Consider the following 22,077-nt stretch of genomic DNA (forward strand, 5'->3'; position numbering starts at 1 on the left):
TGAGTCAGGGTCAGGCGTGGGCCTGGTGGATAATGAAGTCCACGTTCATGACGTCGTAGATCGGTTTGAAATCGCCGTACGCATGGGGGGCGCGGAAGCCGGCCGCGCGCAGTTCGTCCTGCAACTGGCGCGGACGAATCGGGCACACCCGCAGCCGATACTGCGCCCCGTCGGCAAAGCGGTAGACGAACTCGCACACCGACTCGTCCAGCTCGCCGAGGCTGACGCTGGCGGTGTCGCCGCAGTAGTAATAGCGCCCCGATGACCTGAAGCGGCCGGCGAGGATGGCTTCGAAATTGCGCTGATCGATCAGCAGCAGTCCACCGGGTTTGAGCATCTGCCGAAACCTTTTCAGCACGGCGATGCGAGCCTCGCGGTCGAACACGTGGCACAGCGAACTGCCGAGGCACAGCACCGCGTCGAACTTCCCCAGTACGCGGGCATCCAGCGCTTGCCAGTCGCAACGATGGACCGGCACGTCGACGCCCAGCCGATCGAAGTTGCGTCGGGCCCGCTGCACCATGGTCGGGCTCCCGTCAGAGGCGGTGACGTCGAAGCCGGCCTTGTGCAACTGCGCCGCATGAAAGCCGCTGCCCGTCGCGGCATCCAGCACACGCCAGCCCCCTGTCCGGCGCAGCAGATCATAAAAGAACGACCCCTCGCCGGCCGCGCGTTTGTCCCAGTCGATCAATTCATCCCAGCGCTCGACGAAGTCCACGGCGTATTGCCCGGCATAGTCGTGATCGGCGACGGCCAGTCGGTCAGCAGGCGAAAGCGCGATGACCGGCGGCATGGGCGGCGACTCCTGTGTGATGACCGCTGTTGTGCTGAGCGCCCTCGGCATACGCCAGGTATTTGCTACCCAGTTCCTCCGCCCAGGCGGCGGCGTCGCAGACGCGCATCTCGGCCATGGCGAAATTCAGTTCACGCTGCATGACCTGCATCTGTGCCTCACCGAACACCGCCGTGCCGTCGGCGCGAATCAGTTGGATGCCGTCCAGCCGCTGCCCCGCTTCGTTGACCTTGATCGCCTCTTCCCGGGTCACGCCGTAAGGCAGGTCGAGCAGCACCTTGCCCATGCCGACCTTGACCGGATAACCGCCGGGCAACCCCTGGGGGCCTGGACCGTGGACCCGCACCTCATGCTCGGCGTGGAGATTTTCCAGCACCGTCACGGCCGACATGGCGGTGAGATATTGCCCGTCGACGCCGCCCAACCGGCTGAATTCACGGGCGACGCAACCGAAAATAGCCTCCGCCGTGTGTTCGTCGGTGCGCTCTTCGCCATCAATCCAGTACGTCAGGTTGAAGCTGGCTTCGAGCCGTTGCGGCGGCAGGCCATGGCGGGGCACGCTGTGGCTGAAATAGTGGTGGCCAACGAGTTTGGCGCAGACCTGCGTTGGCAGGCAGCCGGACAGATGCGCTACGGCGCTGCGGGTGGCCGGAATCAGGTTGGCGATATTGCCGATGCCGATGTCCGGCGCCATGCCGACCTTGTAAAGAATCGGATTGACTGCATCAGGGAACGCCGCGTTGACCACCAGACTTTTCGGGCAGGACTGTTTGACGGCTCGCATCAGCGCGTAGGCCGGCGCCAGGTGCATCGGCAGCCAGGGCCCGAGCTGCGCCTGATCAAGAGCAGCAAAGCGTTCGGCCGGCAGTTGTGTGATCACCCGCCAGGATTGCAGCGAGGCACAGTTGAGAATGATGTCTGGCCGGATCTGTAACAGCGTTTCCGCATTGCGGCTGATGCACGACTCGCGCAAGTCCATCTGATGGCTGTGAATCTGGACCGTGACGTTCTGTTGCAGCGCGGCCAGTCGGATCAAATTGCACATCCGCGTGGCCTTTTCGAGATCGCGACCGGCGACGTGGAATTCAAATTGATTGCGCGGGGCCAGGATCTGCAGGATTTGCAGGCACAGGTTGCCGCCGCCAACGATGAGCAGTTTTTTGCGGTGCATGGTGTTCTCCCTGAAAGACGTGAGGGACGGTGGTGTTCCCGATCACTAGCGCGGGTAAGCGCCGTTATCCACTGCGATGACTTTTCCGGTCAGGTGCCGGCTCTGTTCCGACAGCAGAAACAGAATGACGTCGGCCACGCCGTCTGGCTGGATGGGCTCCTTGATGATTTCCTGTCGCTCGTACTCCCTGCGGCGGGGATCGGGAATACGGTCATGGATCGAGGTGTCGCGAATCAGCCCCGGGGACACGGCGTTCACCCTGATCCGGGGAGCGAAGTTCCAGGCGTTGGATTTGGTCAGGCCGATCACGCCCGCCTTGGTCGCGCCGTACCACGCATCCATGCTCCCGACCTCCCCTGCCACCGATGTGATGTTGACGATGCTGCGCGAGTAACCCGCCGCCGACTCCCGCCGCGCGAAGTCCTTGGACAGGAACCCCAGCGACTTGAGGTTGACGGCCCAGATCTCGTCCACTTCCGAGTCGCTGTAGTCGTAGACACTTTTGCCGTGATAGATCCCGGCGTTGTTGACCAGGGCATACAGCGCCCGGTGTTTGTGAAGGTCGTACAGGTTGCCGATAAACGACTGATAGACGTGCGCCTGGGAGAAATCCGCCAGGTGGGTTTCGAGTCGGTGCAGCGGCAGGCTTGCCTGAAGCGACTGCAGGCCCAGCCGGTCAATGTCCGCTGCGATGACGTAATAGCCGGCTCTGACGCAGGCTATGGTGGTGGCCTTGCCGATGCCATTGGCGGCGCCGGTGATGACGATTTTTTTCATGGCTGTCCCTGCTCGGTGAACTGATTCATACGCTCGTAGAAAGGTCGATGCAGCTGGTAATACGTCATGAGGTGGGGATTGGCGTGCAGAGGACGCTCATCGAAATCAGCACTGCCGGGCATGATCCTGGTGCTGTTCTCGGCCTCCTTGTGCCAGCTGCGCCAGGCCTTCCATTGCTCGGGGCACGTTGCACTCCAGCTCAATGCCTGGGGCATGAAATCCAGTTGCAGGTGGTCGCAAAGCCTGCGCACGGTGTGCTCCGGGTGGCTTGCGAGGTCCTCGGCGTTGATCACACAGGGGGTGTGGCCGGTCAGCCGCCTGACCTCCCGGAAGATTTCGTACAGCGCTTGATGACCGATCGCGTGCGCCGGCATCTGCGGGAAGATGGCGTGATGGGACAGAATCGCCCGGGCCGGATCGCGAATGATGAAGACGTTCTGTTGCTCCGTTAGAAACTCGGCGTCGGCCTTCAACCGGTCGAGGCAGTGATAGGCCATGTCTTTATGGAAAACATGGGCGCGCTGGCGGGTGTCACGCAACAGGGCCTTGATCGACTCGTAGTCACGGGGCATCCCGCAGTTGAGGTCCCCATGGGGAATGGCTGATTGTTCGTCGAACGCCATGTGCGAAAACGGCTCGTGGAAAACCTCGAAATCACCGCGCTCGATGAACACCCTTTCCAGCGCCGTCGATCGCGAGCGCGGATGGGCCCAGAGGCCAATCATCCGGTTCATGCCCGCCCCTCCACGGTCGCTGGACGACGCGCAATGCGAGGCGTGACACCTGGCGGATCCAGGGTGTCGTTGATGAAACCAAGCAGGCGCTGCACGCCCAGGCGTACGTCATTGCCTGCAGTCAGGAAGGCCGGATGACGGGCGTATTCGTCCGGGGTGAGGCCGCGTTCAAAGTACGCCTGGTTGAAATACGGAATGGCCAGGAGACGATCAAGGACTTTGCCGGGAATCTGCACCCATTCCGTCGCCGGGGCGATGCTGTGCCCGGCCTGCTGACGGCGCACGAGGAACTCGATGAGTTGGGGTGTCAGCGTGTACAGCGTGGTGTCGGCCCCGGTGCGCTGCAGGTGCCAACAATGCTCGCGTCCACGCGCATCGGTGTCGACCCTGATGCTGCACAACAACAGTTGCGCTGGTGTCTCGCGCCGCCGCATCAGGGCCTGCATCGCCTGATACACCGCCAGCTCGGCCCAGCGTTTATCCGTGCGGCTGAGGTGGATACGACTGCCCCGCGCTTGCCGCTCGAATTCCGCTTCCGCACCCAGCCGACCGATCATGAAGCTGACCACGTAACGCGCCCGCTCCGTGCTCACGCCGTTGGCGTGCGCCCGCTGACGCCCGGCGTGAATGGCCTTGAGGCAGGCATCCAGCTGGGAGACGGTAAAGCAGAAGGTGTTATTGATTGAGCAACCCCGCGCCACCAATTGTTCGATGGCGCGATAGCCTTGGGCGCTGCCGGGGATCTTGATCATGATGTTCGGCGCCAGCGCCGCCAGCTCAAGCCCGCGGACAACCAGCGCGTCCTGATTCATCCAGTGCCCGCCCTCGATTTGCGCCGACAGCCAGCCGTATCGGGCTCTTGAACGCTTGAACAGCGGCAGCAACGGTTGGGCGCTGTCGATGACCACCTGGTCGTAGAGCTGTCGCAGCCGAGCGTCTGCCAACATCGAAGGGGGCAGGGTGTGGAGAAAATCACGGTAATGAGCTGCATTGCTCATGACCGCCTGACTGATCAGCGTCGGGTTGGTGGTGGCCCCGCTGACGCCGGCATCCGAACTATCCGGTTCATTGGGCAATAATCCGGTAATAAAATTGTGCGCATCCGGATAAGCCCACAGCAACTTCTTCACGCAGCCTTTATATACAGTCGGCGACGAATCAAACCAGACTTGCGCATCAGAGTTATGACGTTTTAAAAGGTGAACGAAGCCTGAAACATCCATGAAGATGCCCTTTCCTTTTCGATAGATTCACAAACTTCGAGGCCCCGGTTGCATATGGGCAAAATGCCAGCTTTTTCAAGCTGATAGTCAGGGATCTGAGCCGTCGAGGCATTAAGATGGATCCAAGCGGGAAACCTGTCAAACGGAATTCAACGGAATTTTAATGCCAAATCAGAATAAGTAACGGCGCTGTTTATTTCTAATATGAATATGAAGGGATATTTAAAATTCTTCCACTATTTGAAGTTACTCAAACGAATGACATTAAAAATGAAGTACAGGAACAGGTGCAAAATAGTATGGAGCTGAAATAAGCAAATTGAATATCGGGCGCCATAATCTCTGAATTAATTAGTCATACCATTCAAGTTAGTTAGGCTTTCGGAAGGAGGAGTTAATGGGACGGGCAGGTTTCAAGGGCAAGTGGGTAAGGCCCCAGGCGCCGTTCGAATTGCACGTTCTCCTCGACGGCCGCCAGACGTTGGGTTATGAAAGCGCTGCGGCAGTGACTGCGCCGCGCCAGATCAAAAAAACAGACCAAGAGACCTGACCGTGAGCAAACCTTCCGATACCGAACGCTACAGCTACAAAGCCCGCTGGTTTCACTGGGTGATGGCGATCCTGATTGTGCTCGCCTACGCGCTGATCCTGAGCCGTACCCAACTGGCCCGTGGCAGTGACGCGCGAACCTTCGTCGTGCAAACGCATTTCTGGGTCGGCATCGTCGTGCTGGTCATGGCGTTTTTCCGCATCGCCGAGCGCCACCGCCATACGCCGCCGGGCATCACCCCGCCCCTGGAGGGCGTATTGCGTCTGGCGGCCACGTTGTCTCATTACGCGCTGTACGCTTTCCTGTTCGCGCAACCCCTGCTGGGTCTGTTCACCGTGCTGCTGGAACGCGGCGCCCTGCCCATCCCCCTGACCTCCCTGAGCATTCCGGCGCCGTTCGACATGTCCAAGGACACCGCCGAAACACTGGAGCATTACCACATCCTGCTGGGCACGATTTTTTACTACGTCATCGGCCTGCACGTGGTCGCGGCGATCTGGCACCACTTCGTGCGCAAGGACAACACTGTCAAACGCATGGTGTAAGCGCGACCTTTCATTCGTCAGCGCCTCTCGCTTCAGCCCTTTGCGTGGGCCTCGTCGAGCAGCTGGCGAATGACTTGCTCCTGGGTGTCGTAGGCGCCTTCGCCAAAGTGGGTGTAGCGGATATGCCCCCTGGCGTCGATGAGGTAATGCGCGGGCCAGTATTGATTGTCGAAAGCGCGCCAGATGGCGTAGTCGTTGTCGATGGCGATCGGGTAATTCAGGCCCAGCCTCGCGACATGCTTGCGCACGTTGTCGATGAGCCGTTCGTACGGGTATTCGGGCGTGTGCACGCCGATGACCACCAGGCCGTCCTTTTCGTACTTCTTCGCCCATTCGTTGACGTAAGGAACGCTGTGCTGGCAGTTGATGCAGTCAAAGGTCCAGAAGTCGACCAGCACAACCTTGCCGCGCAGGGATGCCTCACTCAGCGGCGGCGAGTTAAGCCACGCGGTAGCCCCGGACAACGAAGGCATCGCGCCCTGGCTGCTGACGTCCGGTGCCGCTGCGGCTTTGACGCTGGAGACGACGTAATCGATGACTTTGGGCACGCCGCCGAGCAGGCCCTTTTCCACCGCTGCTGCGCCCTCGGATGAGGTGCCGGCAAGCAGTTGATTCTGCGAGCCCGTGGCGAGGGTCACGGCCACCAGCAACGCAGTGAACCCAACGCCACGGCGCAGCCAGGCAGTGACCGGCAGCGACAGTTTCAGCCGCGCGAGCAACCCGCGTCCGGCGAAGATCAGCACCCCTAACGACACTGCGCTGCCAAGCCCGTACGCCAGCAGCAACAGGCTGGTCTGCGCACTGGGCCCTTGCAGCATGGCGCCAGTGAGGATGATGCCTAGAATCGGCCCGGCACACGGCGCCCACAGCAGGCCGGTGGCAACGCCGATCAGTAATGAAGCAGACGGACCGGACAAGCGCCGCGTCGCCGGGTCGAGCCGATTGCCGAGCGACACCAGCGGCAGCATCAGCCAGTGGCCCACGCGGGCGGAAAGCAGCGACAGGGCAAACAGCATCAGGATCACCAGCGCGATATTGCGGCCGATACCGTTTGCCGCCACGACCCAGTCACTGCTGACCACCGCCAGACTGGAGACCAGCGCAAACGTCAGCGTCAGCCCCAACAGGGTCATCAGTACCGAACCCGCCGTCCGATCGGCCCGGGCAAACAGAAAGGGTACGACTGGCAGGATGCAGGGGCTGAGCACCGTGACGATGCCGCCGAGAAAGGCGATCAGAAACATGGCCGGTCACCCACATCGCTGATGAGCTTGGCGGACAGAAAGGCGGAGGTGAGGTTTTTCCAGTTCATGGCGGGCTCCGGGCACTGGGCGCGTTGGTTGAAAGAGCGGCCGAGGCGTATTGCCTCGGAGCCGCCATTCAACGTCCGGGAGGTGTCGCGGATGTGTCCGGGAAATCAGTGAATGAATCAGCACGTATCTGCCGTGGAGCGGGATACACGGCGAGACAGGCGGGCCGATTCAGCGGCCGTTCACCGAATCCACCTTGCCATCCACGGGGTCCGGCGGCACGGCGCCGTCCTGACTGGTGTCGATGCTGACCACCACCGACATCCCCGGGCGCAGGCGGTCCACGTCATGCTGATCGTCGTCGATGGTGATGCGCACCGGAATGCGCTGGGCGATCTTGACGAAGTTGCCGGTAGCGTTGTCGGCAGGCAGCAGGCTGAACTCGGACCCCGCTGCGGGGGAAATGCGCTGCACCCGGCCGCGCATCTTCAGATTTTCCAGGGCGTCGACGGTGAAGCTTACCGGCTGGCCCAGACGCACGTTGGCCATCTGGGTTTCTTTCATGTTGGCGATAATCCAGCGCGGGCGCGGCACCAGCGCCATCAACTGCGCACCGGAGTTGACGTACGCCCCCAGGCGCACCCCGATCTGCCCCAGCTGACCGTCCCGAGGCGCAGTGATGCGCGTGTTGGTCAGGTCAATGCGCGCCAGCTCGATGGCAGCTTCGGCATTCTTCACCGACGCTTCCAGCGAGCCGCGATTGACGATCACGGTTTGCAGGTCCTGACGGGAAATCTCCAGCGCCGCCTTGGCTTCGGCCAATGCTGCCTTTGCTTGTGCATCTGCCGCGCGGGTCACGTCAAATTCGCTTTTCGACACCGAGCCATCGGTCACCAGTGCCTGACCGCGGCGAAGGTCGGCAGCGGCCTTGTCACTCTGCGCCTGGGCATTCGCGATAGCGGCCTGACGTTGGGCAATGGTGGCCTCGGCGCTGCGCCGCTGTTGCAGATTATTGGCCAGCGCGGCCTGCTGAACGCCCAACTGAGCAATGCCCTGATCCAGGTGCTGCTGATAAATCCGGTCGTCGATGCGCACCAGCAGATCGCCCTGCTTGACCCACTGGAAATCCTGCACCGGCACTTCGTAGACGTAGCCGCTCAGTTGCGGGCCGATGATCGTGGTCTGCCCGCGAATCAGGGCATTCTCGGTGCTTTCGATCGGGCTGCTGAACGGAGGCAGCTGCCACGCGTACAGCACGACCAGCACACCCGCCAGGGCAATGCCGCCGAACAGAATCGCCGACACCAGGCGTATGCGCGCCGAACGCGGTTGCGTGGTGGCCGGCATGACCGCCGGCGCGGGCGCTGCGGAAGTTGCCTGTGACGGGGCGGCGTTGGACGCCGCATTGCCAGAAGAGCCGCCTGAAGCGCTGTTTGGAGGGGTGCCAGAAGGTTTGCCAGGTTCTGTCATGAAGGTTGAGCGCCAGAAGGTGTTAAGGGAGATGCCGCAGGTGTGGCCGGCGTAAACGGCGCGACCGGCTCGGTGGTGATCCACAGCCAGGTGGCGCGGCTGGTGATCCAGATCATGGTCAGCACCGCGATGACTGCGATCAGCATAAATACGTCGTTGTAGGCCAGGGTATTGGCCTCACGGGTGGCGGCGGTTGCCAGCGAGCGAATGCCCAGGCTGGTACGCGCGGCCGGGTCGGCGATGGCCGAAATATACGCACCGCTCGCGCTTTGCAGGCGCGATTGCACCTGAGCGTCGATCAGCGTGACGTGCTCGACGATGTGCGCCGAATGAAATTTCTCGCGCCAGACCTGAAAGGTGCCCAGCAGCGCCGAGCCGATCAGGCTGCCGACGTTCTGGGTGATCCCGAACATCACCGAAAAACTGACCATGTTGCGCGGGTTGCTGATCACCCCGCTGATCCCCAGCACCAGGGTTGGCCCTAGAAAGAAGGTGCCGCCGAACGCCAGCAAAAACTGGCTGAAATACATCTGCGGTTCACGGGTGAGGCTGGTGGAAAAGCTGTCCATGCTCGAACCGATCGCCATCAGCGCTAGGGAGATGATCAGCGGCTTGAACAGGTGCTGCGGATCAATCGTCAGCGCGCTGACCGCCAGGCCCGCGACGCTGCCCAACAGCATGAACAGGTACAGCGTGTGCAGCTGCTCGGTGCCCTGATTCATCCCCTGAAGAAAACCGACCGCGCCGGTGGATTGCTCCGACAGCACGATCCGCGTCAGCAGCACGCCGAAGGCGAAGCGGATCATCCGGCCACTGCCCAGCCAGCGGGTGATCAACAACGGTCGGGTGCGATTGTGCTCGATACACAGCCCGGCAAGGATCAGCACGATGGACGACGCCAGGGCGATGCCGATCCAGGGCTCTTCAAGCCACCATTCAATCCGCCCCAGCGACAACGCCGCACAGAGCGCAGCGAAGCCTGAAGCGAGCAAGGCGAAGGTCAGGAAGTCGAGTTTCTCGAAGGCTTTGAAGCGGTCGCCTGGGGGCAGTTTCAGAATCAGCACGCAACCCAGGGACAGCAGGCACATGCCCAGTTCGAACAGGTAAAGCCCGCGCCATTCGGCAATCTGCAGCAGGTCTTCGGAAACCAGTCGCGCCAGCGGCGTGGCCAGTTGAGCGGTGCCGAGGCCCAGCACCAAGGCTTTCATGCGCCACTTCTGCGGGAAGGCCTGAATCATGTAGTACAGGCCCAGCGAACTCAGTGCCGCGCCGACCATGCCGTGGGCAGCGCGAACCGCGATGGCCGATTCGATGTCGTTGACGAACAGGTGCGCGAAGGTGACCAGCGCGTACAGCACCAGAAATACTTCGGTGAACGCGCGCAGACCAAACTGCTGGCGAAACTTCACCAGCAGCAGGTTCATCGACACGTTGGTCATGACATACGCGGCGGGCAGCCAGGCGATCTCGGCCTGGGTAGCGCCCAGCGAGCCTTGCAGATATTGAAGGTTGGCGACCACCAGCGCGTTGCCCAGCCCGCCGGTCAACGCCACGATCACCCCGACGATGGCATAGGCCCAGCGCTTGGGCGTTGCGTGCAAGGGCGTCGACGGCGAGCCCGGCAACGTCGGTCGCTCGTGGGGAGCCCAGTCGTGGGGTCTGTACTTGTCGTTCATTGAGCGGACCTGATGAATGCCGTGCCGAGCCACTGAAAAGCGATGGGGCCAGCCGCTATGAAAGCGGCCGCCTGTGAAGGCTAGCTGATCATGCTCAGCTAATCATTCTCAGCTCCCGCGCCTGCTCCAGTGTGACATCCACCGCATGAATGCTCGCCTGCCGGTGCTTGAGCATCCCGCCGCTGCGGCCGTTGAACACCGCGTTGATCTCGGCGAGGATCGACAACGCCACGCTGTGGGGCGCGTCACCGCCCAGGTCCAGCCCGACCGGGTAATGCAGGCTGGCCTGCGCAGCGGCTTCACGGGCCTGATCCGGCAGTTCGTCGAGCAAACGCTCGGTGCGGCTGCGTGGCCCGAGCTGGCCGATGTAGCGCGGCGTTGACTCGAGAACCTGCCCCAGCCAGTGGCGGTCCTGGCTCAGGCTGTGGGTCATCACCACCACGGCAGCGTCGGCGACCATCGCGTGGAGTTCGGGCATTGGCTGCAGCGGCGCCGACAGCACCTGATCGGCCTCCGGAAAACGCTGAGGACGGGCGAAATGCGAGCGCGCATCGATCACCGTGATGTGCCAGCCCTGCAGCCGCGCCATGCTGACCAAGGGCATCGCGTCATGCCCGGCACCGAAGATCACCAGCCGGCGCGGCGCTGCGATGTACTCCAGCAGCACTTCAACGGCGCCGTCCGCGCTGTCGTAGGTACGGGTGGCGGAGCGGCGGGCAGCGAGCACCGTTCTCAGGTCCTCGGCCACCGCCGTCGCCAGCCAGCGCTCACGCATGTCGATTTGCACCTGCCCGGATGAACGAATCGCCACCCGCTCGCCCAGCGCCGTATGACGTTCGCTTTGTGTGCCGATCACCGTCGCCAGCGCAGCGCCAACACCGCTGGCCTTGACCTCGCGCAACACGTCAGCCACCAGACTTGCCGCCTGGGGATCTATCCGTTCGAAGAGGATGTGCACCGTACCGTTGCAGCCCAGGCCGAAGCTGAGTTCGGCGTCTTCGAGTTCGTCGTCGTCCTCGCCGGTGCTGTACGTGCGCAGGGACGGCTTGCCATTGGCGGTCAGCCACCAGGCCTTTTTGCTGACGTCGCTTTCGAGGCAGCCGCCGCTGACGGTGCCGGTCGCCTCGCCCATCGGCGCGATCACCATCCGCGCACCCGGGCGTCGGTAAGCCGAACCCTCGACCTTGACCACCGTGGCGATCACCACTTCCTGCTGCCCGGTCTGCGCTTCATCAAGCGCCCCCAGCAGACTGGATAGATCATTCATGCGCGTCCCCAAAAACCGGTTCATTCATCTGGCGTGATTCATTTGTCACCTGACACATACCCTGAAAAGCCACTGCTATCTGTGACGCAAGTGCTGTTGTGCAGACTGTGAGTCGCCGCGCAGGTTCAGCTTTTGCCCGCGAAACACGTGTTGTGCGCAGTGCACTTGCAGCGAATGGCCAGCAGGTTACCGCAGACGGCGCGCAGATTGGCCATCGGTCACCGACTGCGCGAATCAGCCCGTGCCGGGACTACACTCGGTGCGTGCCGTTAAATCCATGCAAAACGCTGATGATCCAAGGCATCAACGTACTCGTGGGAAGTGGCCGTCCTTCATTTGGATATTTCGGTTGAACATTCCGCACAACGCACGCCTCAAACCCTGAATCGCCGTACCGCCTGGCTGCGTGGAATCACTCCACCGGGTCCACCGGGCATCGGCTACGCCGGAGAGCACCTGATGACGCGCCAATTACGCCAGCTTCGCGAAACATCCTCCACCCACACCCTGTGCCAGCGCTTTCAGAGCGTGCGCGACCGTACCGAATTTCTGGTCGAGCCCTTGAGCGCCGAGGACATGGTGGTGCAGTCGATGCCCGATGCCAGCCCGGCCAAATGGCACATGGCGCACACCACATGGTTCTTCGAAACCTTTCTGCTGGCGCCGAACCTGCCGGCCTACGAAGCGTTCGATCCGACGTTCGGCTACCTGTTCAACTCTTATTACGAAGCTGTCGGCCCGCGTCATCCGCGTCCGCAGCGCGGCCTGATGACCCGGCCGAGCGTCGATCAGGTCCTGGCCTATCGCAGGCACGTCGACGAAAACATGACGACGCTGCTGATGACGCCGCTCAGCGACGAGATGACCAGCCTGATCGAACTCGGCCTGGCCCACGAAGAGCAGCATCAGGAACTGCTGCTGATGGACATCCTTCATTTGTTCAGCCTGTCGTCGCTGAAACCGGCCTACAGCCCGCGCTGGCCGAAAGACCTGTCGGGCCGTCGCGGTCATTTCAAGCCGCTGAGCGCCGGCCTGACCGAAATCGGCCACGACGGCGACGGCTTTTCGTTCGACAACGAAGGCCCGCGCCACACCACCTATCTGCAGTCCTTCGAAATCAGCGACCGGCTGGTGACCAACGGCGAGTGGCTGAGCTTTATTGCTGACGGCGGCTATCACACCGCTGCCTTGTGGCTGTCCGAAGGCTGGACCCTTGTGCAGGAAAACGGCTGGAATTCACCCATGTACTGGCAGCACGACGAGAACGGCTGGAAGCGCATGAGCCTGCGCGGCCTTGAGTCGATCGACCCTTCGGCGCCGGTCACGCACATCAGTTACTACGAAGCCGCCGCCTTTGCTCAGTGGGCCGATGCGCGCCTGCCCACCGAAGCCGAATGGGAAGCCGCAGCCCGCGCCGGTTTGCTGGAGCAAGTGGACGACGTCGCCTGGCAGTGGACGCAAAGTGCCTACAGCGCCTACCCCGGCTTCAAGCCCTCAGTGGGCGCAGTCGGTGAGTACAACGGCAAGTTCATGGTCAATCAGATGGTTCTGCGCGGCGGTGCCAGCGTCACGTCGCCCGATCATTGCCGCCTGACCTACCGCAACTTTTTCCACGCCGACAAACGCTGGATGGTCTCGGGCCTGCGCCTGGCCCGGGATAGCCGTCAACCCGGCGTGGTTGACCCGAACGACAGCGAATTCGCCCGCGACGTGGTGGCCGGTCTCGGCGCCGCTCAGAAAACCCTGTCGCCCAAGTATTTCTATGACGCTGCGGGTTCCGACCTGTTCGAAGCCATCTGCGAAACGCCTGAGTACTACCCGACGCGCGCCGAAACCGGGTTGCTGAAACGCATCGCCGGCGAGATCGCTGCGACCATTCCGGCGGGCGCAGCACTGGTGGAATTTGGCAGTGGCGCCAGCGAGAAGACCCGTCTGGTGCTGGATGCCGCGCCGCACATCGCGGTGTACGTGCCGATCGACATCAGTGCGACAGCACTGAACAAGGCCGCGCGGTCATTGCGCCAGCGTTACCCGGCGCTGATCGTCGCGCCACAAGTCGACGACTTCACCCGGGTGCTCACCCTGCCTGAAGAAGCCGACGGCCACACCCGCGTGGGTTTCTTTCCGGGTTCCACCATCGGCAACTTCAGCCACGAGCAGGCCGTTGATTTCCTCCACAGCGCCCACGATGTGCTGGGGGAAAACGCCCACTTCATCGTCGGTGTCGATCTGGTCAAGGATGAGCAGACGCTGGTGGCCGCTTACGACGACGCCGACGGCGTGACCGCGCAGTTCAACAAGAACCTGCTGACCCGCATCAATCGCGAGCTGCACGCCGACTTCGACGTGTCTGCCTTCGATCATCTGGCCGTGTGGAACGCCGAACAGGCCTGCATGGAAATGCACCTGGTCAGCCGCAAACAGCAAAGCGTCACGGTCGCCGGACACACCTTCCGCTTCGCCGCCGGGGAACGCCTGCACACCGAGAACTCCCACAAATTCACGGTTGAATCGTTCACCGAACTGGCCGCGCGTGCGGGCTGGACCGTCAGCGAATGCTGGATCAGCGACGCGCCACAAACGGCGTTGTTCAGCTTGCAGGCGTGACAGGGGGCAACGGAAATCCTCCAACTTCCAGGATTTCCCAATGTGGCTCGGCTACCACAGATGGCGCAGCAGACGCGGACCCCGTGGGAGTGAGCTTGCTCACGAAGGCGGCATCTCAGGCGCTAAAGATATATCGGGTGTAAGGGCCTCTTCGCGAGCAAGCTCGCTCCCACAAGTCGGTGGTCAGCCAGCGATGGCGTTGTTCAGCTTGCAGGCGTGACAGCGCTGATGTGCTCATCCCTGCCGGAAACTTCATTGTCATTTGCAAAATGGCGCTGGTAGCATCCGTTAGCACCCTCACGGACCCCGGCGGTACAGCCGGGGATTGAGTACAACAATAATCAACAGGGAGTCAGCGATGACGGCTCAGGTCATACCTGCCGAATACGCGGCGCAGCAATCCGCCTGCGCGAGCGTTCTGTCCGACGTACGCAATCACATTGGTCACCTCACCCTCAACCGCCCCCAGGGCCTCAATGCCATCGACCTGCACATGGTCCGGCAGCTGCAGTACCAGCTCGACGCCTGGGCAAAGGATGACAACGTTTACGCCGTGGTCCTGCGCGGTGCCGGCGAAAAGGCCTTCTGCGCCGGCGGCGACATCCGCTCGCTGTACGACAGCTTTCAGGCCGGTCGGACCGAGCACCTGGATTTCTTCGTCGAAGAATACGCGCTGGACCTCACCCTTCATCATTACCGCAAACCCGTCGTCGCCTTGATGGACGGCTTCGTGCTCGGCGGTGGAATGGGCCTGGCCCAGGGCGCGGACCTTCGCGTGGTCACTGAGCGCAGCCGTCTGGCGATGCCGGAAGTGGCGATCGGTTATTTCCCTGACGTGGGCGGCAGCTACTTTCTGCCCCGTGTGCCCGGCGAGTTGGGGATTTATCTGGGCGTTACGGGCGTGCAGATCCAGGCCGCCGATGCGCTGTATTGCGGGATGGCGGACTGGTACCTCAACAGCGAACGCCTCAATGACCTCGATCTGCAGCTCAATAACCTGAAGTGGAGCCTGACCCCGCTCAAGGATTTGCAGGGCGCGCTGGCGAAACTCGGCGTGCAGCACTTGCCTGCGCCGCCGCTGGCAAAACTGCGCCCGGCCATCGATCATTTCTTCGGCCTGCCGGACGTCCCGAGCATCATCGAACAATTGCTAGAAGTCAGCGTCTACGACACCCATGCCTGGGCCCTCGACACGGCGCATCTGATGCAAACCCGTTCACCGCTGGCGATGGCGGTCACTCTGGAGCTGCTGCGCCGCGGCCGGCATCTGCCGCTGGAGCGTTGTTTCGCCCTGGAGCTGCATCTGGACCGCCAGTGGTTTGAACGGGGTGACTTGATCGAAGGCGTTCGTGCCTTGATCGTCGACAAAGACAAGAAACCGCACTGGAGCCCTTCCAGCGTGCAGGCATTGGATGCCGAGCACGTGGCAAGCTTCTTCAGCGGTCATGAGGGGTGACCTATGCAAGATCTTGAACTGACCGAAGAGCAAGTGATGATCCGCGACATGGCGCGGGACTTCGCGCGCAATGAAATCGCGCCCCATGCTCAGGCCTGGGAACAAGCCGGCTGGATCGACGACGCGCTGGTGGCGAAGATGGGCGAACTGGGCCTGCTCGGCATGATCGTTCCGGATGAATGGGGCGGCAGCTACATCGACTACGTCGCCTACGCGCTGGCGGTCGAAGAAATCTCCGCCGCCGACGGCGCCACCGGTACGCTGATGAGCGTGCACAGTTCAGTGGGCTGCGGGCCGGTGCTCAACTACGGCAGCGACGGGCAGAAACAACAGTGGCTGGAAAAGCTCGCCAGCGGAAAGGCCATCGGCTGCTTCTGCCTGACCGAACCCCAGGCCGGCTCCGAAGCCCACAACCTGCGCACCCGTGCCGAATTGAAAGACGGCGAATGGGTGCTCAACGGCGCCAAGCAGTTCGTCAGCAACGGCAAGCGCGCGCAGCTGGCAATTGTCTTCGCCGTCACCGACCCGGACCTGGGCAAGCGCGGCCTGTCAGCGTTTCTGGTGCCCACCGACAACCCCGGTTATCGCGTCGACCGGATGGAACACAAGATGGGCATCCGCGCCTCCGACACCTGCGCCGTGACCCTGAGCGATTGCCGGATTCCGGCGGAAAACCTGTTGGGTGAACGGGGCAAAGGACTGTCCATCGCCCTTTCAAACCTGGAAGGCGGACGCATCGGCATCGCTGCCCAGGCCCTGGGCATCGCTCGCGCGGCATTCGAAGCGGCACTGGGTTACGCCCGTGACCGCGTGCAGTTCGACAAGCCGATCATCGAGCACCAGAGCATCGCCAATCTGCTGGCCGACATGCACACCCGCATCAATGCTTCTCGCCTCTTGGTCCTGCACGCCGCGCGGTTGAGAACGGCCGGCAAACCCTGTCTGTCCGAAGCGTCCCAGGCCAAGCTGTTCGCCTCGGAAATGGCCGAGTGGGTCTGCTCCAAAGCGATACAAATCCACGGCGGCTATGGCTATCTGGAGGATTATCCGGTGGAGAAATACTACCGGGACGCGCGGATCACCCAGATCTACGAAGGCTCCAGCGAAATCCAGCGTTTGCTGATCGCCCGCGAGCTGCGGCACTACGCGCTGTAAGGGTCACGCCCCTCCCCCCCAGAAACCGCGAGCCCCTCAGGGCTCGGCGTCTGTCACTCAGCGCCCGCCCGGCGCGGGGCTTGGCGCGACAAAGCTGCGTCTTCCCAACTGGAGGACAAGCAGGGTCACCGAATCGGCATTGGCCAGGAGAACTCGACTGCGTTTGCGTGCATCGCCGAGAAACGCCTCACGGGCTTCATCCATGGTTTTGCTGCGGGTGAGCTTCAGGATTGCATCATGCTCGAAGCCCTCTTCCTCATCGAAATCACGCCATTCGCCCTCCTTCAAATGCAAAAACAGCTCATCTCTTGCGCTCAGATGCGACAGGCCATGGGTTTGCATGAGCTGGATATCCGCTTTCAGCTTGATGTTGTTGGCGTTGTTTTCCTGCAACAGGTCCGGATACGGTGCCGTGCTTTCCAGATAGGCAATGTCGTGGGTATCGAGCGCCAGGTGCGAGAGTTCGTGGATCAGCGTCGCGGCGCGGTAATGGGCCGGGCAATCGAAGCCTTGGGTGGCCGCCTCGGGCGTGAGCGGAAACTGCGGCGCATCGAAATACCGGTCAGTCAGGAACACGCGCTTTTTCGGGTCTCTTTTGATCACAAAGCCCATGGTGGCTGCGTGGCCCGCGCGGTTGGTGCCCACCACAAACCGGGGCGATGAGTAAGGCGACAACGACGCATCCATGACCTCATCGAACAGCGTCTTGATCGCGCGTTCGGTATCAACCAGCAACTCGTGATCGGGCGTACTGACACCGAAAAAATCACTGATGATCTGCGAGACGCGCGGGTGCAGTGGAGTCCCAGGCTCATGCACGTTCAGGTTATCCAGAGCGTTTTCAAGGTAGCGTTTGGCCTGCAGATGAGCCTCGCCGATATGCTGCGCGCGTTCCCGAAAAAACTTGCGTATCTCGGGCATGCCACTGGCTTCGATGAGCAACACGTCATCGGCGCTGACGTCCGCCGCGTGTGTGCGCAGCTTGGTCATTGCGCCGCCCCCGCCCTTCAGACCGGACTCGATGTCCAACTGCCAGCGCTGATTGTCATCCAGCCTGAGGCGCGGGCCGAGTGTGCGGTCAGCGCCAATGATCATCCATCTGCCATCCTTGGCCTGGCGGCGCACCTCATAGACCCGTCCGGCGACCGCCGCATAGGCCTTTCCGTTGGCGGGGTCCATAAACAGACTCAGCAATTCATCGCGACGCAGGTCTTTCAGCGAGATGTTTCGGGCTTCCAGCGCCTGCAAACGCTTCAGTTGCTCGGCGGTGAGTGTGACGCCGCCCCAGGAAAACTCTGGCGGCGTCAACTCCTCGTCCGTGACCAGATCGCCCCCGATCAGCTCGTCCTTCTCGGCCTGTTCCCTGGCCGTCACCATCACGCCCAACGCGGCAGAAAATTCGGAAATAGCCTCGCCCCAGTGACGCCCGGCCGCCGACGCAGCCGATGCACGAAACAGCGTATGGCTCTGCCAAAACGCGACCATGGCGGCGAACTTGCCGGGCACAATGCTCAGCGCCTGCTCCAACCCCAGCGAAGCCAAAAACTTGCGCGACGCCTGATCGGCCTCTTCGGTGGTGACCGTATCGGACGCGCCAATGTCCACCAGCAGGCTCACGGTGTCGGTGAACATGAACTGCAGCGAGTTGCCTTTTTCTTCAGCCAGCGAAACCGTGACCGGCCCCGGTGTGTGAGTGGGCACATCGCCCGGCCCCTGGTCAAAGAACGGCAGATGAGGCTCGATGAACCCGCCGTGCTCATATCGCTTGCGCACCTCCGGGTCCAGTCGCTCGAGCACCAGGTGTTGCAGCGTTGCGTCACTGCGCAGATCGGCCAGCAGCGCAGACAGGCTGGCGTACTCGCGGAAGACTAAATCCGGGTGGAACACCGCGTGCAAAATCACCGGGCCGCTGTCAGGGTGCTCGGCACAGATCAGGTAAACGCCCTTGACAGCATCGGGCGTCATTCCCTCATCGGCGACCAGCCGCAGGGTACTGATGATCGTGCGCTCACCGTCCAACGGTTCGCGGGCAATACCGTCGGGCATTTCAACCACCTGCGAGATGAATTCGCAGGCTCGGGGACTCAGCTTTCCTTGCAGCTTCTGCTGCATTGCCACCGCCTGCATCATCGGTGGCAGTTGATTGACAAACAGCGTGTTGCGCTTTCCCCAGTTGACGTCCGCTGGAGTCAACGTCTGCCGCAACAGGGTTCGGAACCCTGCGCCGACGTCCAGCCCACGGGCAGTCCTGCGCACATAGTCCGGGGTCATCAGGCGGCCGATATCGGGGTATTCGGCGGAGTGGATACTCAACGCCGCTTCTGGAAAATCAACGAAGCGATTGATGGCGTAATCAGTGAGAGACTCACTGTGCTCAAGGGTGGCGGCGGGAATCGCTGACGGGATCTGCCCAACGCCGGATGGCGCGGCGACATAACGACGCTGGGTAACGGTGATCTGGTCAGGGTCCAGATCGCGCTCGGGGAAATCCTTGCGCAGCTGATCGAACAACCTGCTGCGCGCGTATTCAGTCAGCGTCGGGAGGTCAAAGAGAAAATCCTCGTCACCTTCGCTGGCGAGAAAAAAACGACGCCATATCTCGTTATACGCACGAATGTCGCTGGCCGATGCAGACTTGAACCAGTCCGGCAACAGCTCTTCAAACAATGTGTTGTCGATTCGGACCGCCAGAGCGTCGAGCATGTCGACCAATTGCGCATCCAGTTCGGTGGCGCGGGCAACGCGAGTGAACAGCCCGGCTTCAAAACGACACCGCCGGGCACGGGCGCACAGTTGCTGGAGGTTCTGTAACTGGCGGTTAAACACAGTCTGTTGCAACGCCTCGATCGCATGGCCATTGCAGCGACTGAAATCAAAGCGGACCTGCTCCGCCGGTTGCGCCCGCAGGTGGTTGCGCAACAGCGTACGGTCGCGCTCCCCCACCAGAGCCAACCAGCGCTCGCTGTGCACGCTGCGCAATCGACTGCCTAGTTTGTCGGTCAATGCCTGCACGGATTCGAAATGCTCCCAGCCCTGCACGCTGCTCCAGAACATCAAACCTGCACCGGTCCGCCGCGGTTGCCAGAGCACCATTGAATCGCTGAGGGTGGCCTCGGCGCCGGATCCATATACCACCGACAGCGAAAACACCTCGGTCATCGACAGGCCCGATTCTGATCTCTGCGCACGGACAGGCGCGTTGAGCACTTGCATGACCATGTGCGCCGCCTCGCTCGGGACCACCTCCATTCGCTGCCTCAGCGCCAGGTCCAGGCGCAACGCGTCTTCCCTGAGCACCAACGCCATGGCAACCGGTTGCAGCTGCCTGTCGCCCAGACGCGCAAGGGCCGTGCGCGATCGTCCAAATCGGTCGAGGTAGCGCTCGACGAAGTCCGAAGCAACGCGCTCGAGCATGACGTTAATCAGTTCGACATCAAGGTGCGCCCCTGCAGCTTGAGAAGTGAGCAGCACCTGCGCCGTGTGCGAGAGGGGATCAGGACGGTGCCCACTGACGCGCTCAAGCAACAGCGCCACCAGATCCATTGACGTGGCGCGCAAGGACTCACTGATGGCGACAGAACTCGGCTCGACATCGGAGGCGGCAACCGGCAGCGATTCCAGCCAGCGCACCCGTATCTCACTCGCGCGCAGGCCGCGTGCCGAAGCCGCGCATAGATAGCATTGCAGTGCCTGCTCGGCGTAGCTGACCAGAAAGTTGTCCAACTGGCGCAGGTGGGCCGCACTGGCATCGGATACCTGGGTTCTCTCCAGCCACGACGGGGGCGACGGCTGTAGCGCAGTGGGCCGGGAAGGTCCGGAGGCGGAGGTTTCAAAGACGCCGCTCTCAGGCTCTGGCGCCGGGACGACCTGAATCAGGTCATCGTTGGCGCTGCTGCACCAGACGGCAGCGAAGTCCATCGGCTGATCGTGCCGCCAGCGCCCCGCCGTGAAATGCATCTGACGCGGGTCGATCAGGTAACGCACGTCCAGCGCATCGTCATACATCGCTGAGACCTTCACGGGCTCAGCCGACAACCCCGTCACGTACTGCAGGTTACGCAGCTGGAGCGCAAGGACGGAGTCCACCCGTTCGCGGAACAAGGGCCCGTCGATGCTATCCAGCGTAAGGGTCAAATGACCTTCACGCAGCAACAGCGGCTGGTCCGCCAGCGCCAGTGTTGGGCGCAACATCTCGCGCCCTTCCGGGGTCGAGCAAAAAGCACTCAGCGCTGTCAGGTTGGCAAATCGGCGCAGGCCGTGCTCCGGGGTAAACCACAGCAGCGGCAGCTCGGCCGGGGAGAAATCGAACACCAGTGTACCGGCCAGTTGTGTGGCTGTTCCGTCGGCCACGTGCAGCACAAGACGTCTGCAGCGCAGCTGAGCTTCCGACGAAATGTAGTGCGGTCCGGACATGAGCAACGGCCTCAGCATTTCGTGCTCCTGCCGACTGAGATTACCCTCGTGGCCGTAACGGTAGAGTTCATGGCACAGGCTGGTCGCGTAGACCTGGACCGCCACGTCGCGGCAGGAACCGGTCCCGCGTTGCTGGCTCCAGTAATCACGCAGCAGCCAGGCGAATTGGTCCGGCAGCGCAGACATCGTGTCGGTTATGGCCTGAGCGAACAATTGTGCGTCGCGTTCGCTCACCACTCGGCCCTGTGCATCCAGGAATTGCGGCGTCACGCCCGGCGCCTGCTCGGCATGGCAAAACGCTTCAAACGCCGTTTGAGACAGGGTCTGGGTCATCAGCACAAGCTCGTCGCCGGCACCGAAAGCCGGTTGCACCATCCGCATGAGGTGCCTCGCCGGATCAATCTGCTGATCCGGCAAGAGCCGACGCAGTTGCAGGGCCAACGCGGAGGTGACAGCGCCGACCAAGTCTGGCGTCAGCTTCAGTCGCTCGGTGAACTGCCTGACCGAATTTGCCTGATATTCGACGATGGCCTGCATCTGGGCCTGAAAAACGTTGTCGTCGATTTTCTCGTACTCGAACGCCGCCGAAGGGTCGTTGTTTGCAAACCGGCCGAGCAATGCCTCCAGCAACTGCTGGCGACCGTCGAAGGCCTCGACGCCGGACGCCAGCGTGAACAGAAATATCCGTGGGTCGCTGGTCTGGCCGTGGCTGAACATCAGCGCAGCACTGAGTTCCAGCGAAGTAGGCAGGCCGTCATTGAGCAGCAACCGATCGACCCTGACCGGATCGGGATCATCGGCGGCCATCGCGCCTGCCGCGCGTTTAAGCCAGGTCTGTTCAGATGAGCGGAGCACGCCGGCAGCAACGGCGCGGTCGACTTCGTCGAGAAAGCGCTGTCGCAGTGACGCGCTGTTGAAGTACGTGGTGGTAACGGTAGGCATTGCAGCTCCTTGAGCACAAACGCCCGCGGCTGGCATCGGCCAGGCAGG

The 22,077-nt window shown here is 62.1% G+C and carries 15 protein-coding genes; 5 read left to right on the forward strand and 10 right to left on the reverse strand.

Annotated features, from left to right (window positions below; all coding sequences use genetic code 11):
* Nucleotides 1-10: 10 nt before the first annotated feature.
* From IFT47_RS21875 to IFT47_RS21895, 5 genes are read right to left on the reverse strand one after another with little or no spacing between them, the layout of a single operon-like run.
* Nucleotides 11-793, reverse strand: a complete 783-nt coding sequence (locus tag IFT47_RS21875) for a class I SAM-dependent methyltransferase (RefSeq protein ID WP_192174079.1) — start codon at nt 791-793, stop codon at nt 11-13.
* Nucleotides 762-1,964, reverse strand: a complete 1,203-nt coding sequence (locus IFT47_RS21880; RefSeq protein WP_192174080.1) for a hypothetical protein — start codon at nt 1,962-1,964, stop codon at nt 762-764. Before IFT47_RS21880 ends, IFT47_RS21875 begins: the two co-directional genes overlap by 32 nt.
* Nucleotides 1,965-2,009: 45 nt before the next feature.
* Nucleotides 2,010-2,741: an SDR family NAD(P)-dependent oxidoreductase gene (locus IFT47_RS21885; protein ID WP_192174081.1), complete on the reverse strand. Its 732-nt coding sequence runs from the start codon at nt 2,739-2,741 to the stop codon at nt 2,010-2,012.
* Nucleotides 2,738-3,475 carry a sulfotransferase-like domain-containing protein gene (locus IFT47_RS21890; RefSeq protein ID WP_192174082.1) on the reverse strand — a complete coding sequence of 246 codons (738 nt, stop codon included), beginning with the start codon at nt 3,473-3,475 and terminating at the stop codon, nt 2,738-2,740. The genes IFT47_RS21885 and IFT47_RS21890 overlap by 4 nt, the downstream gene beginning before the upstream one ends.
* The gene (locus tag IFT47_RS21895) at nt 3,472-4,605 is read right to left on the reverse strand and encodes a transaldolase family protein (RefSeq protein WP_192174083.1); all 1,134 of its coding nucleotides are present in this window, start codon (nt 4,603-4,605) and stop codon (nt 3,472-3,474) included. The genes IFT47_RS21890 and IFT47_RS21895 overlap by 4 nt, the downstream gene beginning before the upstream one ends.
* A 490-nt stretch (nt 4,606-5,095) precedes the next feature.
* On the opposite strand from IFT47_RS21895, the gene IFT47_RS21900 reads away from it, so the two are divergent.
* Both IFT47_RS21900 and IFT47_RS21905 read left to right on the forward strand, forming a co-directional pair.
* Nucleotides 5,096-5,248, forward strand: a complete 153-nt coding sequence (locus tag IFT47_RS21900; RefSeq protein ID WP_192174084.1) for a hypothetical protein — start codon at nt 5,096-5,098, stop codon at nt 5,246-5,248.
* A 2-nt stretch (nt 5,249-5,250) separates the two neighbouring features.
* A complete protein-coding gene (locus IFT47_RS21905; protein WP_192174085.1) occupies nt 5,251-5,793 on the forward strand; it encodes a cytochrome b in 543 nt (180 codons plus the stop codon).
* Nucleotides 5,794-5,825: 32 nt separating this feature from the next.
* On the opposite strand, the gene IFT47_RS21910 is transcribed toward IFT47_RS21905, so the two are convergent.
* The 4 genes from IFT47_RS21910 to IFT47_RS21925 form a co-directional block, all read right to left on the reverse strand.
* Nucleotides 5,826-7,037 carry a cytochrome c biogenesis protein DipZ gene (locus IFT47_RS21910; RefSeq protein ID WP_192174086.1) on the reverse strand — a complete coding sequence of 404 codons (1,212 nt, stop codon included), beginning with the start codon at nt 7,035-7,037 and terminating at the stop codon, nt 5,826-5,828.
* Nucleotides 7,038-7,274: 237 nt separating this feature from the next.
* Nucleotides 7,275-8,390 (reverse strand): HlyD family secretion protein, encoded by a 1,116-nt coding sequence (locus IFT47_RS21915; RefSeq protein WP_244656017.1) that lies wholly within the window; start codon nt 8,388-8,390, stop codon nt 7,275-7,277.
* A gap of 119 nt (nt 8,391-8,509) precedes the next feature.
* Entirely contained in the window at nt 8,510-10,189 is a 1,680-nt protein-coding gene (locus IFT47_RS21920; RefSeq protein ID WP_192174088.1) for an MFS transporter, read from the reverse strand.
* Nucleotides 10,190-10,283: 94 nt separating this feature from the next.
* On the reverse strand, nt 10,284-11,456 hold the full coding sequence (locus IFT47_RS21925; protein ID WP_192174089.1) for an XdhC family protein: 1,173 nt from the start codon (nt 11,454-11,456) through the stop codon (nt 10,284-10,286).
* 459 nt (nt 11,457-11,915) lie between these two features.
* Between IFT47_RS21925 and egtB the strand changes: the two genes are divergently transcribed.
* From egtB to IFT47_RS21940, 3 genes are all read left to right on the forward strand, one after another.
* Complete coding sequence (gene egtB / locus IFT47_RS21930; RefSeq protein ID WP_192174090.1) at nt 11,916-14,063, forward strand: ergothioneine biosynthesis protein EgtB; 2,148 nt, start codon at nt 11,916-11,918, stop codon at nt 14,061-14,063.
* A 358-nt stretch (nt 14,064-14,421) separates the two neighbouring features.
* Entirely contained in the window at nt 14,422-15,519 is a 1,098-nt protein-coding gene (locus tag IFT47_RS21935) for an enoyl-CoA hydratase/isomerase family protein (RefSeq protein ID WP_192174091.1), read from the forward strand.
* Between the two features lie 3 nt (nt 15,520-15,522).
* Complete coding sequence (locus IFT47_RS21940; protein WP_192176542.1) at nt 15,523-16,674, forward strand: acyl-CoA dehydrogenase family protein; 1,152 nt, start codon at nt 15,523-15,525, stop codon at nt 16,672-16,674.
* A 57-nt stretch (nt 16,675-16,731) separates the two neighbouring features.
* On the opposite strand, the gene IFT47_RS21945 is transcribed toward IFT47_RS21940, so the two are convergent.
* Nucleotides 16,732-22,029 carry a dermonecrotic toxin domain-containing protein gene (locus tag IFT47_RS21945; RefSeq protein WP_192176543.1) on the reverse strand — a complete coding sequence of 1,766 codons (5,298 nt, stop codon included), beginning with the start codon at nt 22,027-22,029 and terminating at the stop codon, nt 16,732-16,734.
* Nucleotides 22,030-22,077 lie beyond the last annotated feature (48 nt).

The organism is Pseudomonas sp. CFBP 13711 (genome assembly GCF_014842265.1).
Taxonomy (GTDB): Bacteria; Pseudomonadota; Gammaproteobacteria; order Pseudomonadales; family Pseudomonadaceae; genus Aquipseudomonas.